14 protein-coding genes are annotated in these 16,594 nt (G+C 36.9%); 13 read left to right on the top strand and 1 reads right to left on the bottom strand.

Features of this window, described 5'->3' with window-relative positions:
- The first annotated feature begins 96 nt into the window (after positions 1-96).
- The 4 genes from spo0A (at position 97) to G532_RS0102565 (ending at position 5,204) form a co-directional block, all read left to right on the top strand.
- Positions 97-876 (top strand): sporulation transcription factor Spo0A, encoded by a 780-nt coding sequence (spo0A, locus tag G532_RS0102585; RefSeq protein ID WP_027963394.1) that lies wholly within the window; start codon positions 97-99, stop codon positions 874-876.
- Between the two features lie 101 nt (positions 877-977).
- The gene (locus G532_RS0102580; RefSeq protein WP_027963393.1) at positions 978-2,330 is read left to right on the top strand and encodes an aspartate kinase; all 1,353 of its coding nucleotides are present in this window, start codon (positions 978-980) and stop codon (positions 2,328-2,330) included.
- 265 nt (positions 2,331-2,595) lie between these two features.
- Positions 2,596-4,116, top strand: coding sequence for a sodium/proline symporter PutP (gene putP, locus G532_RS0102570; protein WP_035512446.1), 1,521 nt, complete (start codon positions 2,596-2,598; stop codon positions 4,114-4,116).
- A gap of 137 nt (positions 4,117-4,253) precedes the next feature.
- On the top strand, positions 4,254-5,204 hold the full coding sequence (locus tag G532_RS0102565) for an agmatinase family protein (protein WP_027963391.1): 951 nt from the start codon (positions 4,254-4,256) through the stop codon (positions 5,202-5,204).
- 45 nt (positions 5,205-5,249) lie between these two features.
- Here G532_RS0102565 and G532_RS0102560 read toward each other — a convergent pair whose 3' ends face one another.
- Entirely contained in the window at positions 5,250-5,486 is a 237-nt protein-coding gene (locus G532_RS0102560; protein ID WP_027963390.1) for a DUF2627 domain-containing protein, read from the bottom strand.
- A gap of 136 nt (positions 5,487-5,622) precedes the next feature.
- Here G532_RS0102560 and G532_RS0102555 point away from each other — a divergent pair, with 136 nt between their 5' ends.
- The 9 genes from G532_RS0102555 to G532_RS0102515 all read left to right on the top strand — a co-directional run bounded on the left by G532_RS0102555 (position 5,623) and on the right by G532_RS0102515 (position 16,170).
- Positions 5,623-7,677, top strand: a complete 2,055-nt coding sequence (locus G532_RS0102555) for a sigma-54-dependent Fis family transcriptional regulator (protein ID WP_027963389.1) — start codon at positions 5,623-5,625, stop codon at positions 7,675-7,677.
- Between the two features lie 38 nt (positions 7,678-7,715).
- A complete protein-coding gene (gene yqiS, locus G532_RS0102550; protein ID WP_027963388.1) occupies positions 7,716-8,615 on the top strand; it encodes a phosphate butyryltransferase in 900 nt (299 codons plus the stop codon).
- Between the two features lie 19 nt (positions 8,616-8,634).
- Positions 8,635-9,735 carry a Leu/Phe/Val dehydrogenase gene (locus tag G532_RS0102545; RefSeq protein ID WP_027963387.1) on the top strand — a complete coding sequence of 367 codons (1,101 nt, stop codon included), beginning with the start codon at positions 8,635-8,637 and terminating at the stop codon, positions 9,733-9,735.
- Between the two features lie 15 nt (positions 9,736-9,750).
- Positions 9,751-10,839: a butyrate kinase gene (buk, locus tag G532_RS0102540; protein WP_027963386.1), complete on the top strand. Its 1,089-nt coding sequence runs from the start codon at positions 9,751-9,753 to the stop codon at positions 10,837-10,839.
- Between the two features lie 17 nt (positions 10,840-10,856).
- Complete coding sequence (lpdA, locus tag G532_RS0102535) at positions 10,857-12,278, top strand: dihydrolipoyl dehydrogenase (RefSeq protein ID WP_027963385.1); 1,422 nt, start codon at positions 10,857-10,859, stop codon at positions 12,276-12,278.
- Between the two features lie 18 nt (positions 12,279-12,296).
- The gene (locus G532_RS0102530) at positions 12,297-13,307 is read left to right on the top strand and encodes a thiamine pyrophosphate-dependent dehydrogenase E1 component subunit alpha (protein ID WP_027963384.1); all 1,011 of its coding nucleotides are present in this window, start codon (positions 12,297-12,299) and stop codon (positions 13,305-13,307) included.
- Position 13,308: 1 nt separating this feature from the next.
- A complete protein-coding gene (locus G532_RS0102525) occupies positions 13,309-14,292 on the top strand; it encodes an alpha-ketoacid dehydrogenase subunit beta (protein WP_027963383.1) in 984 nt (327 codons plus the stop codon).
- A 29-nt stretch (positions 14,293-14,321) separates the two neighbouring features.
- Positions 14,322-15,614: a dihydrolipoamide acetyltransferase family protein gene (locus tag G532_RS0102520; RefSeq protein WP_027963382.1), complete on the top strand. Its 1,293-nt coding sequence runs from the start codon at positions 14,322-14,324 to the stop codon at positions 15,612-15,614.
- 124 nt (positions 15,615-15,738) lie between these two features.
- The gene (locus G532_RS0102515; protein WP_027963381.1) at positions 15,739-16,170 is read left to right on the top strand and encodes a BrxA/BrxB family bacilliredoxin; all 432 of its coding nucleotides are present in this window, start codon (positions 15,739-15,741) and stop codon (positions 16,168-16,170) included.
- The last annotated feature ends 424 nt before the right edge of the window (positions 16,171-16,594 follow it).

Below are 16,594 nucleotides of genomic sequence, written 5' to 3'. Positions count from 1 at the left end.
GATATTTAATAAAAAATTTTACAATTTAAAAAGGTATTTTATTATAACTGTCGAAAACCTATATAGAAGACAAGTAAATTATTCGGAGGGATTAGTATGGGAAGTATTAAAGTAGCCATTGCAGATGACAATCGTGAGTTAGTGGCAATGTTGCAAGACCATTTTGAGGAAGAAGGTATGGAAGTTGTAGGAACTGCTTACAATGGAAACGAATGCTTGAGCATGGTAGAAGAACAAGAACCGGAAGTTTTAGTATTAGACGTCATCATGCCTCACATGGATGGATTAGCAGTTTTAGAAAGAATTCAAAAGAACAAAGAAATCAAAAAGCCTAAAGTATTAATGTTAACTGCGTTTGGACATGAATCCGTAACGAAAAAAGCGGTTGAGCTAGGTGCTACATACTACATGCTCAAACCTTTTGATTTAGAAATGCTGTCTGATCAGATAAAAAATATCGCGGACCAAAAGAGTTCTAATAATTCATTTAACCGTCAGATGTTTACTGGAAAACCAGAAAAAATTGACTTAGAATCGAATATTACTTCTATTATTCATGAAGTAGGCGTTCCAGCACATATAAAAGGATATTTATATTTAAGAGAAGCTATTGGTATGGTGTACAATGATATAGAATTATTAGGCTCCATCACTAAAGTTTTATATCCGGATGTGGCTAAGAAATATAATACTACTGCTTCACGCGTAGAACGTGCGATACGCCATGCAATAGAGGTTGCTTGGAACAGAGGTAATATTGATTCCCTTTCCTCTATTTTTGGATATACAGTCAGTGTGACCAAAGCAAAACCTACAAACTCAGAATTTATTGCGATGATTGCGGATAAATTAAGATTAGAGCATAAAGTAAGTTAATGGTTTCAACTTAAAATAACAGGCAAAATGTTGCCTGTTATTTTTTTTTGTCCTTTTACGTGATAAAATGATTTATCATAATATAAAAAGTGGTGAGCAGAATGAAAGTGGCAAAGTTTGGTGGAAGTTCAGTCGCAGACGCTAATATGTTAAAAAAAGTAGCAAATATACTTAAAGAAGATTTAGATAGAAAATTTGTAGTTGTATCTGCTCCTGGAAAGCGCTCAAAAGATGATGTCAAAGTAACTGATTTATTTATACAGCTAGGCAATGAATATAATAGTGGTCAAAATTATGGCGAAACTTTATCAGAAATATCATCCAGATTTTTATCCATTACAACCGAGTTAAATTTAAATTCTGAATTAGTTCATAGAATAAAATCAGAATCAGAACGTCTATTGAAAGAAACTACGAACACTTGGCACTTGATGGATGCATTAAAAGCGATGGGAGAAGATTCTCTTGCTAGGATTCTAAGTGCGTATTTAAATACATTAGGGGTAGAAGCATCTTATGTTAATCCTAAAGATGCAGGGATTATTGTCAGTGATGAGCCAGGCAGTGCTCAAGTTTTAGAAAAAAGTTACCAAGAAATCTATAAGCTGAGAGAACGTAAAGGTGTACAAGTTATCCCAGGATTTTATGGTTATTCAGACTCGGGATTATTAACTACATTTCCCCGAGGAGGCTCAGATATAACTGGTTCCATTATTGCAGCGGGAGTTCAGGCAGATTTATATGAGAACTTCACAGATGTTAGTTCTGTGTATTGTGTTAATCCAACAATTGTTAATCAACCTAAAGAAATCCGCTCTTTAACATATAAAGAAATGCGTGAGCTATCGTATGCTGGGTTTGGTGTGTTTCATGACGAAGCATTAATACCGGCTTTTAAAAAGAACATACCTGTTTGTATTAAAAATACAAATGCACCTAATGCGCCTGGCACAATGATTGTATCAGAGAAAGTAGATAACAACCAACCTGTCGTAGGTATTGCAAGTGACACAGGGTTTTCGAGCATTTATGTACGTAAGTATTTAATGAATCGAGAAATTGGATTTGGTAAAACTTTATTAGGAATTTTAGTTGAAGAGGATATTTCATTTGAGCATGCACCGTCTGGAATAGATGATATGTCGGTCATTGTACGAACGGATCAACTAACATTAGAAAAGAAAAAATGGTTGTCACAACGTATTAAGAGTGAATTACAAGCAGATACGGTCTCTATAATGGACGGCCTTGCTATGATCATGTTAGTTGGGGAAGGTATGAGCAGAAGGTTAAATGTTGCAGCTAAAGCAACTAAAGCTTTTGTTGATGGAGAAGTTAATATTGATATGATAAATCAAGGTTCATCTGAAGTTTCGATGATGTTTGGAATACATGCTGATCAATTACCACAGGCAGTGCAGTCTTTATATAATGAATTTTTTGTGAACGATTAGATTTGACAAAAAAATCTGATAAATATAATATTATAATTGAATAGCATTCATAAAATCGTTACTATTTCCATAAGTTAATAGTAGCGATTTTTTTGTACAAGTTAGAATGATGTATTAATGAGTGCAAATGAAGGAGAGGTGAAATGATGGAACTGCAATTGTTATCACTCACAGCAGGAACATGGTTCTGGTTTCTAGTTCCGATGCCATTATTAGTTGTTTGGGCAATCATAACTTTTATTAAAGAGGGGAGAGAAGAATAGAGATGGTGGAAAATGCTACTTATGTAACGTTTATATTATATTTAGTTGTATTATTAACAGTTGGAATTATAACTTATCGAATGACAAACACATTATCTGATTATATTTTGGGTGGAAGAAATCTTAATAGTTGGGTTGCAGCCTTCTCAGCACAGGCAAGTGACTTTAGTGGTTGGCTATTAATTGGTTTACCAGGTGCTGCGTATGCTGCAGGTTTTGGCCAGTGGAGTTTATGGATCGCAGTTGGTTTAGCAATCGGTGCAATGTTTAACTGGCAATATGTTGCTAAACGATTACGTGTTTATACTCAATTTTCTCAAGATTCCATTACGCTTCCAGAATTCTTGGAAAACCGTTACCATGATAAATCAAGTCTGTTAAGAGTTATTGCAGCAGCTTTTATTTTAATTTTCTTTTTATTCTATACTGCTTCAGGGTTAGTGGCAGGAGCAAAGCTCTTCGAAGGTACTTTTAATTTCGATTATCAAAATGCATTAATTATTGGTGCTATTATTATAGTTGTTTATACTTTCTTAGGAGGATTTTTAGCCGTAAGTTGGACGGACTTTTTCCAAGCAGCTCTGATGTTTATTGCTTTGGTTGTAACTGCCGTCTATGGTACTTATCAAATTGGTGGTTTTGGAGAGTTGTTCAGCCAATTAGCAGATATAAGTCCTAGCCTTGTAGATGGTTTTTCAGGTACAGCTTATGATTTAGAAGAAAGTTCCTCGATGCCGTGGATTTCAGCTGGCGCAATCGGGTTCGCTGGGATTATCTCTGCATTAGCTTGGGGTCTAGGTTATTTCGGTCAACCTCACATATTGGCACGTTTTATGGCTATTCGCAGTAAAAATGAAGTTCGTAAATCCCGATTAATTGCAATTACAATGGGTGTGGTTTTACCGCTTTATGGTGCATTACTTGTAGGTATGGTTGGTATTGTAAATATTGATCAACCATTAGATGATCCGGAACAAGTATTCATTGTTCTAGTGCAAATGACGTATAACCCTTGGATTGCTGGTTTCCTATTAGCTGCAGTATTAGCTGCTATTATGAGTACTGTCGATTCTCAGTTATTGGTATCCTCAAGTGCTTTAACGGAAGACTTCTATGCAAGGTTCTTTAGAAGAAAAGCTTCTCAAAAAGAATTGGTTTGGGTAGGTAGAATTGCCGTGCTTGTTATAGCGTTAGTAGCAGTGGCTATTGCCTGGAATGAAGACAGTTCGGTATTAGAACTCGTGTCTTATGCTTGGGCAGGGTTTGGTGCCACATTTGGTCCAGCCATTTTATTCTCATTATTCTGGCGTAAAACTACTCGAAATGGTGTTTTAGCTGGAATGCTAGTAGGTGGAATCACAGTGTTTGTGTGGGGCTTTAATGATACACTGGCAGGATTCTTATATGAAATGGTACCAGGGTTCATTCTTTCTACGATCGCGATTATTATTTTCAGTTCATTTGGAGGTAAACCTGGTAAAGAAGTTGAAGAAGAATACGATAGAGTTGTCAAAGAAATGTAATAGGTTTACACTAAGAGTAAAAGGTTTGGGAAGTCTCCCAAGCCTTTTATTTTAGAACTTTTTAATCGGCCTTCATATATCAACTTTAAAAAACGATTTATGAGTGCTGTAGATATTCAAACTAGGAGGAATTTCAGATGGGAATGGACTATATTTATGGAAATACACCCTGTTTTTTAGGTGGCAAAAAAGTTGCTTTTGATGACCAAGAAATTGATTTGAAAGATGTCCTAATTTATGGAGTGCCATGGGAAGGTGCCGTCACGTGGGGAGACTATACTGGTGCAGAATTAGGGCCTAAAGTCATTCGTTTAAGTTCTGCGAGGTACAGCGGTTATTTACCAGAATTAGACGAAATAGATGTATTTGAGCATTACAAGTTAGGTGATTTAGGAGATGTAGATGTTGTCCCTGCAAATGTAGAAGAAACAATGCGTCGTATAGAGAATTTTTCAAGTAAAGTTTGGAATACAGGTAAATTCCCCGTTGCCTTCGGTGGCGATCATGGAATCACTTATCCTATTGTGAAAGCGTTAGGGGAAAAAGTAGACGGCAAAGTAGGTATCATTCATCTGGATGCGCATTATGATAATATGCCAAGTCATGAAGGCGATCTGTATGCACGCTCTACTCCTTTTATGCGCTTATACGAAGATGATAACGTTCGAAATGAAAGTATTGTACACATGGGTATTCATGGCCCTAGAAACAAACCTGAGACTGGAAAATATGCAAAAGAAGCTGGAGCTACTACCATTACAAGCCGTGAAATTAGAAAGGCGAACGATATTGAGGCGATGGCAGAAAAGGCATACAACATTGCTAGTGAAGGTACAGAAGCTGTATATCTATCTATTTGTAGTGATGTGCTTGATTTCGCATTTAACCCAGCAGGACCAGTGGATGGAAATGGTTTAACTTCTTTTGAATTAGTTGAACTTGTACATGCCTTTACCAAAAAAGGAGTAAAGGGAATGGATTTAGTTGAAATTTATCCAATTCAAGATGATAATGACTTTTCTTCACACCTTGCTTCAACAATCATTTTATATGCATTAGCAGGTAATATAATAAAAGAACAAAAATAGAAAAAGCTCACCGGTTATGGTGAGCTTTTTTAGTGTGTAATTAGATTAAACTTTAAATCTACCTGAAGTTTTATTTTGCTTGCGATCGCGATGTAAAATAAACCCAGCTATAAAACCGATCCCAATTAGAATAAACAATACACCGGCTACTAACTGAACGAGAACATTATTGAAATATATTGCAGTTACCTCACCAAAAAATGAATCTCGAATTAATTTAATTCCATAGGCAGCCAAAACTCCTGGTAATACGACTATTGCAAGCGCGATTAGACGAACCATAATTCATTCTCCTCTAGTTATGCTTTAAAAAGTATAACAAATTTTATTGAAAATAAAAATGAAAAAAACTTGCATATTAAAAGCGCTTTCATTATGATATAAGTATGCAAAAACTTGCAGGTATAGGAGAATGACCATGCAAAAAGTGTTAATTGTCGGTGCTGGAAACGGTGGAACAGCGATACTTAAACTATTTCAACAAATGGATATGATTAAAGTTTTAGCTGTTGCTGATATTAATGAACAAGCAACAGGGATTCATTATGCAAAAAATAATAATATTAAAACTTACCATTCCTACATAGATGGTTTGCAAGAAGATGTTGATATTATCGTTGAAACAACTGGTCGAGAAGATGTTTTTCAAGATATAAAAAAACATAAGACGAGAAAGTCAGTTGTTATTCCTGGCACAGTTGCTCATATTATTTATGATTTAATGAATGAAAAAGAAATATTGCTGGACCAATTAAAGAAGGAAAAAAGCTCAAAGGAATTATTGCTGGATTCTATTCATGATGGAATGATTGTCATTGATTCAAATGGAATCGTGACGTATTCTAACCCTGCATCCGAAGCAATAACAAATATTGAACAACAAAAAATGATTAATCAACCAATAGAATCAATAATTCCAGACTCTAAATTGCCAGAGATCTTAAAGACGAAAAAGAAAGAATTAAATCAATCTCTTAAATTAGAGAATGGAAAACAAATCATTTCAACACGTATTCCACTGATTTCGGAACAGAAGGAAGTGTTGGGAGCTTTTGCGGTGTTCAAGGACATTACAGAAGTTGTTTCACTTGCTGAAGAAATAACAGATTTAAAAAACATTCAAACCATGCTAGAAGCTATTATTCAGTCGAGTGAAGAGGCAATATCCGTTGTGGATGAAGAAGGTAAAGGGATGATGTTTAACCCTGCTTATACGAATATTACTGGTCTGTCGGAGAGTGAAGTGTTAGGTAAGCATGCTTCTGCAGATATTTCAGAAGGTAAAAGTATGCATATGGAAGTCTTACATACTAAAAAGGCTGTTCGAGGAGCCCGGATGAAAGTAGGTCCTTCTAACCGAGAAGTATTAGTAAATGCTGCGCCAGTAATTGTAGATCAACAATTGAAGGGTAGTGTAGCTATTATCCATGATTTGACGGAGATTGAAAATTTGACTTCTGAACTTAAACAAGCAAGACAAATAATTAGAAATTTGGAAGCAAAATATACTTTTGATGATGTCATTGCTGATTCCCTGGACATGAAGGTTACATTAGAGCAAGCGAAGGTAGCTGCAAATACTCCTGTTAATGTTTTACTTAGAGGAGAGTCAGGAACTGGAAAGGAATTAATTGCTCATTCTATTCATAATGAAAGTGATCGAAGGCATCATAAGTTTATTCGGGTGAATTGCGCCTCGATGGATGAAGCTTCATTAGAAAAATTGTTATTTGGAGACGCATTAGGGCCGCCTAAAAAACAACAAGGTATTTTTGAAGAAGCTAATCATGGAAGTGTGTTTATAGATGAGATTGGGGAGCTTTCATTAGATCTACAAGCAAGATTGCTACATGTGCTAGAACATGATGAAATAGTTCGAGTAGGTGGATCAGAGGCTATCCCAGTTGATGTTAGAATTATAGCTGCTACAAATGTGAATTTAGAGCGAGCAATGATGGAAAAGGAATTCAAAGAAGATTTATTCTTTCGTTTAAATAGGTTACCTATTACGATTGCTCCATTAAGGGAAAGAAAAGAAGATATAAAGCCGTTAGCTGAGCGTTTTTTACTTCGCTTAAATCAAAATTACAGTAGAAATATAAAAATTATTACAGATGAAGCAATTGAAAAACTTAAAAAGTATAACTTTCCTGGTAATGCGCGTGAACTTGAAAATATTTTAGGACGTACCATGATATACATGGACAGTCTAGCAGAAGTGTTAGATCACCAACATCTACCAACTTTAAAGAAGCATTCCATAGCAGAGATCCATCAATTGGAAGGTTATTTAGAAGAAGAGCAAATTCCATTACAAGAAGCAATGGATGAATTCGAAAAACAACTAATCATGGAAACATTAGAAAAAAACAATTATATAAAGTCCAAAACAGCAAAGCAACTTCATATATCTATACGAAATTTGTATTATAAAATGGAGAAGCACAATTTAGGAAAAGATATTCCTGGCTAATAGGATAAACATTTTTGGAAACTTGAAGGTGAGATGAAATGAAATTTGAACAACTAATGAATGGACTACAAGAAATGCAGGAAAAGAAGACGGTTGCTGTAGCCGAAGCGACAAACGCAGAAACATTAAAAGCTATAAAAGATGGTATTGATAAAAATTTAGCCTTATTTAAACTTTTTGGAGATATGGAATCTATCCGTCAATCTGCTTCAGAAATAGGATTGGATTTAAATAATGACCACATTACTTTGCACCATGCAACTTCTGTTGACAACGCAGTGGAAAAAGCTGTTCAGTCTGTATCGGAAGAACGGTCGGATGTGTTAATGAAGGGTAATGTTGCAACTAAAATTGTATTAAAGGCGGTGTTAAAAAAAGGTTCCGGGTTGCGTAATGGGAGAATTTTATCCCACGTAGCGATGTTTGAAATACCAGGGAGGGACCGATTACTTTTTTTAACGGATGCAGGAATGAACATTGCACCAGATTTAGAGGAAAAAGTTCAAATTATTCAAAACGCTGTTGATATTGCTACAGGACTTGGAATAATGATGCCGAAAGTAGCACCGCTTGCTGCGGTAGAAATCGTTAACCCGGCAATGCAGGCTTCGATTGATGCGGCCGTCCTATCGCAAATGCAAAAAAGAGGGCAGATCAAAGACTGTATCGTAGATGGGCCGTTAGCATTTGATAATGCAATATCAATGGAATCTAAAGAAGAAAAACATATTGATTCCGAAGTAGCAGGAAACGCAGATATTCTTGTGTGCCCTTACATTGAAGTAGGGAACACTTTATATAAATCATTTACTTATTTTGCAAATGCTAAAGTAGCAGGGGTTATTAGTGGAGCAAAAGCACCAATTGTATTAACTTCAAGAGCTGATACAGCAGAAACAAGAGTGCATTCATTAGCTTTAGCATTATTGTCATCATAAAAATTGGGAGGAATAGAAAATGGAATTATTTACTTACATGGAAGAATACGATTATGAGCAGGTAGTGTTTTGTCAGGACAAAAATTCAGGGTTAAAAGCAATTATTTCAATTCATGATACAACGTTAGGACCTGCTTTGGGTGGGACTCGTATGTGGACGTATGAATCTGAGGAAGATGCTGTGATTGACTCTCTTCGTTTAGCTAAAGGTATGACATATAAAAACGCAGCAGCTGGACTTAACCTTGGTGGAGGTAAAACAGTAATCATAGGAGATCCTAAAAAAGATAAAAATCCAGAAATGTTCCGCGCATTTGGTCGTTATATACAAGGTTTAAATGGACGTTACATTACAGCAGAAGATGTAGGTACAACTGTATTAGATATGGATACCATTTATATGGAGACGGATTACGTAACGGGGATATCTCCTGAATTTGGTTCATCTGGTAACCCTTCTCCTGCAACGGCATATGGTTGTTACTTAGGAATGAAAGCATCCGCAAAAGAAGCATTCGGTTCTGACTCTTTAGAAGGTAAGGTTGTTACTGTGCAAGGAGTTGGTAACGTTGCATATACGATGTGTAAGCATTTGCATGAAGAAGGTGCGAAGTTGATTGTTACAGATATTCATAAAGAGTCCGTTCAACGTGCTGTTAATGACTTTGGTGCACAAGCGATTGATCCTAATGATATCTATGACGTAGATTGCGATATCTATGCACCATGTGCCTTAGGAGCAACAATTAATGATGAAACAATTCCTCGTATCAAGGCTAAAGTAATTGCTGGTTCAGCAAACAATCAATTAGCAGAACCTAGACATGGAAAGATTTTACATGAAAAAGGTATTGTTTATGCACCAGACTATGTAATAAATTCTGGTGGAGTAATTAACGTGGCTGATGAATTAAATGGTTACAATAGAGATCGAGCATTTAAACAAATTGAAACAATCTATGATAGCTTAACTAAAATCTATGATATTTCAAAACGTGATGATGTAGGTGCTCATGAGGCGGCAGACCGTATGGCCGAAGAAAGAATAGACAGTGTACGTAAATCAAGAAGTACATTCTTGCAAAATGAACATAGTATTATTTCAAGAAAAAGTAGATAAGTAACGGAGGCGCTACTGTTGAAACAAACGTATCGTGTATTAACTATTAACCCAGGATCTACTTCCACAAAGATTGCAGTCTTTGAAGGAGAACATCACTTATTTGACGAAACTATTAAGCATAGTACAGCTGAAATACAAGAATATAGTCATGTAATGGATCAGTATTCATTTAGGTTAGATCATATTTTAAATACACTTGATCATAATGGGTTTAATTTATCAAATCTTGATGCCGTTTGTGGTAGAGGAGGACTACTCTATCCAATAGAAGGTGGCACATATGAAGTAAATGATGCCATGCTAAAAGATTTAAAAGAAGCAAAAAATGGTGAACATGCTTCTAATTTAGGTGCCATTTTGGCATATGAAATTGCTAAGAATATAAATGTTCCTGCATTCATCGTAGACCCTGTAGTTGTGGATGAGCTTGACGATCTTGCTCGTTTGTCTGGTTTACCTCAATTACCTAGAAAGAGTATTTTTCATGCTTTAAATCAAAAAGCTGTTGCTAGGCGTGCAGCTTTTGATTTAGGGAAATCATATGAAGAAAGTCGTCTGGTTGTTTGCCATATGGGTGGCGGTATTACTGTTGGTTCACACGCAAATGGAAAAGTTATTGATGTTAACAATGGTTTAAATGGAGAAGGCCCCTTTTCACCAGAACGAGCTGGGACTATTCCTGCTGGCCAATTGGTAGACTTCTGTTATTCTAATGTTTATTCAAAAGAAGAAGTGCATAAAATGCTAACTGGAAATGGTGGGCTAGTTGCATATCTTGATACGAATGATGCACTTGAAGTGGAGAAGCGTATTAAACAGGGCGAGTCGCACGCTTCCTATGTTTACGATGCGATGATCTACCAAATCGCTAAAGAAATTGGTGCACACGCTACTGTATTAGAAGGTAAAATAGATGCAATTGTTCTTACAGGTGGCCTTGCCCACGGAAAAGAGCTTGTTCAAGCCATTAGTAAGAAAGTAGATTGGGTCAGTAATGTAAAAGTCTATCCTGGAGAAAACGAATTAGAAGCATTAGCATTTGGAGCAATAAGGGTTTTAAAGGAAGAAGAACAAGCGAAACTATACACTTCTACCCCTTAATTGAAAGGAGTTTTAACATGGCAAAGGAATATGATGTAGCTATACTTGGTGGAGGTACTGGAGGTTATGTTGCTGCAATTAGAGCGAGTCAACTTGGCTTAAAAGTTGCTATTATTGAAAAAGGTGACCTAGGAGGTACATGCCTACATAGAGGGTGTATACCATCGAAAGCTTTACTACGTAGTGCAGAAGTATTTAAACAAACAACAGAAGCAGACCAATTTGGTGTAGAGACAGAAAACACAAAGCTAAACTTCTTTAAAGTTCAAGAGAGAAAGCAAAAGATCGTCGACCAATTACACCGGGGTGTACAAGGGTTAATGAAAAAAGGGAAAATTGATGTGTTTGAAGGTCACGGACGCATTTTAGGACCAAGCATTTTTTCTCCAACTGCTGGTACAATCTCTGTTGAAATGAATAATGGGGAAGAGAACGAAATGATCCTTCCTAAAAATGTCATTGTAGCAACGGGATCTAAACCACGTTCTCTACCTGGGTTAGAAATTGATGGTGAATTAGTAATGAGTTCAGATGAAGCACTAAACATGGAGTCACTTCCTAAATCCATTCTTGTAGTTGGTGGTGGTGTGATCGGAATTGAATGGGCATCGATGCTAGCGGACTTTGGGGTAGAAGTCACTGTATTAGAATACATGGATCAGATTCTTCCTACTGAAGACGATGACGTAGCTAAGGAAGCTGAAAAACTTCTTAAGAAAAAAGGAATACAGTTTGTTACAGGTGCTAAGGTTGATGCAGAAACACTAAATACAGAAAACGGTGTACTCATTAAAGCTGATTTAAATGGGGAAGAGAAGACGTTTGAAGCTGAACGCATGCTTGTTTCTGTAGGTAGAGCACCAATCGTAGATAATATTGGTCTTGAAAATACAGATATTCAAGTTGAAAATGGAGCAATTAAAGTTAAAAAAACGTTACAAACGAAAGAATCTCATATATATGCAATTGGGGATGTAATTGGTGGAATGCAATTAGCACATGTTGCTTCACACGAAGGAATCTCTGCAGTAGAACATATTGCTAATAATAATCCCGAGCCAATAAACTATAACCACATAGCTTCTTGTATATATTCGAACCCTGAGATAGCTAGTATTGGTTTAACAGAAAAACAAGCTTCTGAACAAGGTTTCGATGTAAAAGTTGGAAAGTTTCCATTCCAAGCTGTTGGTAAAGCACTTGTTCATGGGGAATCAGAAGGATTTGTAAAAATTATCACGAATAAAGATAATGAGGATCTATTAGGAGTTCATATGATTGGACCACATGTAACAGATATGATTTCTGAGGCAGGATTGGCTATGGTACTTGATGCAACCGCTTGGGAAATTGGTGAAACCATTCACCCACACCCAACTTTATCTGAAGTTGTTGGAGAAGCCGCATTGGCAGTAGAAGGTAAGCAAATTCATGGATAATTTTAAAGGAGGTAAATTATGAGTAAAGTAGATAACCGTCACAAAGAATTGGGTTTATCAGATGATGATGTATTAGACATTTATCGAACGATGCTGCTTGCACGTAAAATTGATGAGCGCATGTGGTTATTAAACCGAGCTGGTAAAATTCCATTTGTGATTTCTTGTCAAGGTCAAGAAGCTGCGCAAGTCGGAGCGTCTTATGCGTTAAATCGTGAAGAAGATTATGCAGCACCATATTATCGTGATTTAGGTGTCGTTTTAGCATTTGGAATGACTACAAAAGAACTTTTCTTAGCAGCATTTGCTAAAGCAGATGATCCAAACTCAGGCGGACGCCAAATGCCTGGTCATTTTGGTCAGAAAAAGAATCGAATTCTAACTGGTTCTTCTCCAGTTACCACACAATTGCCACACGCAGTTGGTATTGCACTAGCTGCAAAAATGGAGAAGAAAAGTATTGCTTCATTCGTAACATTAGGGGAAGGTTCTTCTAATCAGGGAGACTTTCATGAAGGGTTAAATTTTGCTGGTGTGCATAAGTTACCTGTTATTACGATGGTAGAAAATAATAAGTATGCTATTTCCGTTCCGTTAGAAAGACAAGTTGCAGGTAAATCAGTAGCTGATCGTGGTATCGCATATGGAATGCCTGGTCACCAAGTAAATGGAAATGATCCTTTAGAAGTGTATAAAGTTGTTAAAGAAGCACATGAACGTGCACTAAATGGTGAAGGTCCTACCCTTATAGAAGCTATGACTGAACGTTTAACTGCCCATTCTAGTGATGACAATGATAAAGCATATCGTACTAAAGAAGAGCTAGAAGAGATGAAGAAAACGGATAATGTATTAGCCTTCGCAGAATATTTAAAAGAATTAAATATTCTCACAGAAGAAAAAGAAACTGCTTTAATAAAAGAGTTAGATGATGAAATCAATACAGCTACAGATGAAGCTGAAAATGCTCCTTATGCTGAAGCTGAAGATGCGCTTAAATACGTATATGCAGAAGAAGGAGGGGAATAACATGGCTGTAATGTCTTATATACAAGCAGTAACACTTGCTTTAAAAGAAGAAATGGAACGTGATGAGCAAGTATTTGTTCTTGGTGAAGATGTTGGTAAAAAGGGTGGAGTCTTCAAAGCAACTGATGGTCTCTATGACCAGTTTGGTGAAGCAAGAGTTTTAGATACACCTCTTACAGAATCAGCAATTGCTGGTGTTGGTATTGGTGCGGCGATGTATGGTATGCGCCCAGTTGCTGAAATGCAGTTCGCTGACTTTATTATGCCTGCTGTGAACCAAATTATTTCAGAAGCAGCTAAGATTAGATATCGTTCAAATAATGATTGGAGTTGTCCAATGGTTATTCGCGCACCATACGGTGGTGGTGTTCACGGTGCATTATATCATTCACAGTCTGTAGAAGCGGTATTTGCCAATCAACCAGGGCTGAAAATAGTTATGCCATCAACACCTCATGATGTTAAAGGTTTATTAAAAGCTGCAATTCGCGATGAAGATCCCGTGTTATTCTTTGAACATAAACGCGCTTATCGACTTATTAAAGGCGAAGTACCTGACGACGATTACGTGCTTCCAATCGGTAAAGCGGATGTGAAAAAAGAGGGTGATGACATCACTGTTATTACTTATGGTTTGGGCGTACACTTTGCACTAGAGGCCGCAGAACGTCTTGAAGAAGATGGAATTAATGCTCACATCCTTGACCTGCGTACCGTGTATCCATTGGATCAGGAATCAATTATTGAAGCAGCAAAGAAAACTGGAAAAGTTCTGTTAGTTACAGAGGATAATAAAGAGGGAAGCATTATGAGTGAAGTAGCAGCAATTATTTCAGAGAATTGCCTATTTGATCTTGATGCTCCTATACAGAGATTAGCGGGTCCTGATGTCCCGTCTATGCCTTATGCACCAACAATGGAAAAGTATTTCATGATTAATCCGGATAAAGTCGAAAAATCTATGCGTGAACTTGCAGAATTTTAATTTATGTCTGTTAATAGGAGGTCATCAACATGGCTGTTGAAAAAGTAAGTATGCCCCAGTTGGGCGAAAGTGTAACAGAAGGTACTATTAGCACTTGGATGGTAGAACCAGGAGACACGGTTAACAAATACGATCCGATTGCTGAAGTAATGACGGATAAAGTGAATGCGGAAGTTCCATCTTCTTTCACAGGTAAAATTACTGAATTAGTAGCTAATGAAGGAGATACGATCGAAGTTGGTGGTTTGATTTGTTACATCGAAGTCGATGGTGGGGATTCAGAAGAAGAATCTACTGAAGAAACTCCAGAGAAAGAGAAGGAATCACCAGAAGAGACGAAAACATCTAAAGACCAAACGATGAAGAAACGTTACTCTCCAGCAGTACTAACGCTTGCACAAGAACACGATATTGATTTAAATCAAGTCGAAGGTTCAGGCAAAGGCGGGAGAATTACTCGTAAAGATATTGAAAAAGTTGTGTCCTCAGGAAATATTCCTACAGGTGGTTCCAAGGCGCAACAAGAAGCTCCTGACTCACCTGCAGAGGGTATTGCAGAAGAAACAAAACAAGAAACTCCTAAGCAGGATAAAGCAAGTGCTACAACAGCATCTGCCCAACCAGGTGACGTAGAAATTCCTGTAACAGGTGTTCGTAAAGCAATTGCTCAAAACATGGTGAAATCAACTACAGAAATTCCTCATGCGTGGATGGCAGTTGAAGTTGATGTTACAAACTTAGTGAATTACAGAAATCAGAAAAAAGATCAGTTTAAGAAAGATGAAGGTTATTCCTTAACGTTCTTTGCCTTCTTTGTGAAAGCTGTAGCACAAGCACTTAAAGAGTTCCCAGAACTGAATAGCACTTGGGCAGGAGACAAGATTATTCAAAAGAAAGCGATTAACTTATCAATCGCAGTTGCCAGTGACAATCAGTTATTTGTTCCTGTAATAAAGGATGCTGATGATAAGAGCATTAAAGGAATTGCTAAAGAAATCGTAGAATTAGCTGGTAAAGCAAGAAATGGTAAACTAACAAATGACGATATGCAAGGTGGGACTTTTACTGTAAATAACACCGGATCATTTGGTTCCGTACAATCAATGGGTGTAATTAATCATCCTCAAGCTGCAATTTTGCAAGTGGAATCTATTGTGAAAAGACCAGTTTATCTTGATGGTATGTTTGCTCCACGTGACATGGTGAATTTATGTTTATCATTAGATCACAGAGTATTAGACGGTTTAGTTTGTGGAAACTTCTTACAAAGAGTTAAAGAGATTTTAGAAAAGATTTCAGAAGATAACACTCCAATTTATTAAATAGTAAAACTGATAGCATAGAGCTATCAGTTTTATTTGCTTTAAATAGTGCCATCTATTTGAAAATAATAGCTGTTATTGATAGGATTATGATGGGAATATAAAAATAAGGGAGCAATGTCCTATGGATTTTAATATTTATATGCAAGATTTTGTAAATCAAGCTCGTTCAGAAATTGCTGACGCTGGTTATGAAGAATTAAAAACACCAGAAGAAGTAGATGCGGCTTTAAACAGAGAAGGAACAACTTTAGTAGCAGTAAATTCAATTTGTGGTTGTGCTGGTGGAGTAGCTAGACCTGCAGCAGCAAACGCAATTCACTTTGATAAACGTCCTGATCACTTAGTCACTGTATTCGCTGGTCAAGATCGTGAAGCAACAGAACAAGCAAGAAGTTATTTTGAGGGGTACCCACCTTCCTCACCATCATTTGCTCTAATGAAAGATGGAAAGATAGCTACAATGATCGAGCGTCAAGAAATTGAGAGTTCTTCTCCAATGGAAGTAGTACAACAACTACAAGATATTTTCGATAAGCACTGTGAAGAAGTTTAAGCTTCTTTAGATGAAGAGATAACTTTAGTAAGTGGCTTAAGTGTATAGATACTTAAGTCACTTCTTTTATATTATACTCTTATAACCAACCTTAAAATAAAGGCTCTAATATATATGTTGGGGTTTGGATAAAATTCTGACAAGTTTGGGTGGAGGCATTCGAGGCATCGCTTACCGGCGGACGCTTTCCGCGGGCACGGCCTCAGCTAACTTTGGCAAGAAAAGCATTTGCCAAAGTGGATCTTCGGCTCGCGCTGTTCCCGCAGGAGTCGCCGCCTCACGCGATGCCTCGAATGCTAGAAACGGCTAGTGGAAACCCTCATCAAAAGAAAAAAAGACAAAAAAAGCACGCAAGCTCCTGATTTGTTATCCTTGTTTTATACGACTAAAACAAACAAAAGGAGTTGCGTGTCTATGCATCATA

This window comes from Halalkalibacillus halophilus DSM 18494 (genome assembly GCF_000423105.1).
Classification (GTDB): Bacteria; Bacillota; Bacilli; order Bacillales; family Alkalibacillaceae; genus Halalkalibacillus; species Halalkalibacillus halophilus.
The sequence above is the reverse complement of the archived record's forward strand: the minus strand, read 5'-3'. Positions and strand labels throughout refer to the sequence as shown.

Excerpts from the sequence above, each read along its gene's own strand:
- G532_RS0102525 (WP_027963383.1), top strand. The coding sequence starts at position 13,309 with ATGGCTGTAATGTCTTATATACAAGCAGTAACACTTGCTTTAAAAGAA.
- G532_RS0102555 (WP_027963389.1), top strand. The coding sequence starts at position 5,623 with ATGCAAAAAGTGTTAATTGTCGGTGCTGGAAACGGTGGAACAGCGATA.
- G532_RS0102520 (WP_027963382.1), top strand. The coding sequence starts at position 14,322 with ATGGCTGTTGAAAAAGTAAGTATGCCCCAGTTGGGCGAAAGTGTAACA.
- yqiS (WP_027963388.1), top strand. The coding sequence starts at position 7,716 with ATGAAATTTGAACAACTAATGAATGGACTACAAGAAATGCAGGAAAAG.
- G532_RS0102530 (WP_027963384.1), top strand. The coding sequence starts at position 12,297 with ATGAGTAAAGTAGATAACCGTCACAAAGAATTGGGTTTATCAGATGAT.
- G532_RS0102565 (WP_027963391.1), top strand. The coding sequence starts at position 4,254 with ATGGGAATGGACTATATTTATGGAAATACACCCTGTTTTTTAGGTGGC.
- G532_RS0102515 (WP_027963381.1), top strand. The coding sequence starts at position 15,739 with ATGGATTTTAATATTTATATGCAAGATTTTGTAAATCAAGCTCGTTCA.
- putP (WP_035512446.1), top strand. The coding sequence starts at position 2,596 with ATGGTGGAAAATGCTACTTATGTAACGTTTATATTATATTTAGTTGTA.
- spo0A (WP_027963394.1), top strand. The coding sequence starts at position 97 with ATGGGAAGTATTAAAGTAGCCATTGCAGATGACAATCGTGAGTTAGTG.
- G532_RS0102560 (WP_027963390.1), bottom strand. The coding sequence starts at position 5,486 with ATGGTTCGTCTAATCGCGCTTGCAATAGTCGTATTACCAGGAGTTTTG.
- lpdA (WP_027963385.1), top strand. The coding sequence starts at position 10,857 with ATGGCAAAGGAATATGATGTAGCTATACTTGGTGGAGGTACTGGAGGT.
- G532_RS0102545 (WP_027963387.1), top strand. The coding sequence starts at position 8,635 with ATGGAATTATTTACTTACATGGAAGAATACGATTATGAGCAGGTAGTG.
- G532_RS0102580 (WP_027963393.1), top strand. The coding sequence starts at position 978 with ATGAAAGTGGCAAAGTTTGGTGGAAGTTCAGTCGCAGACGCTAATATG.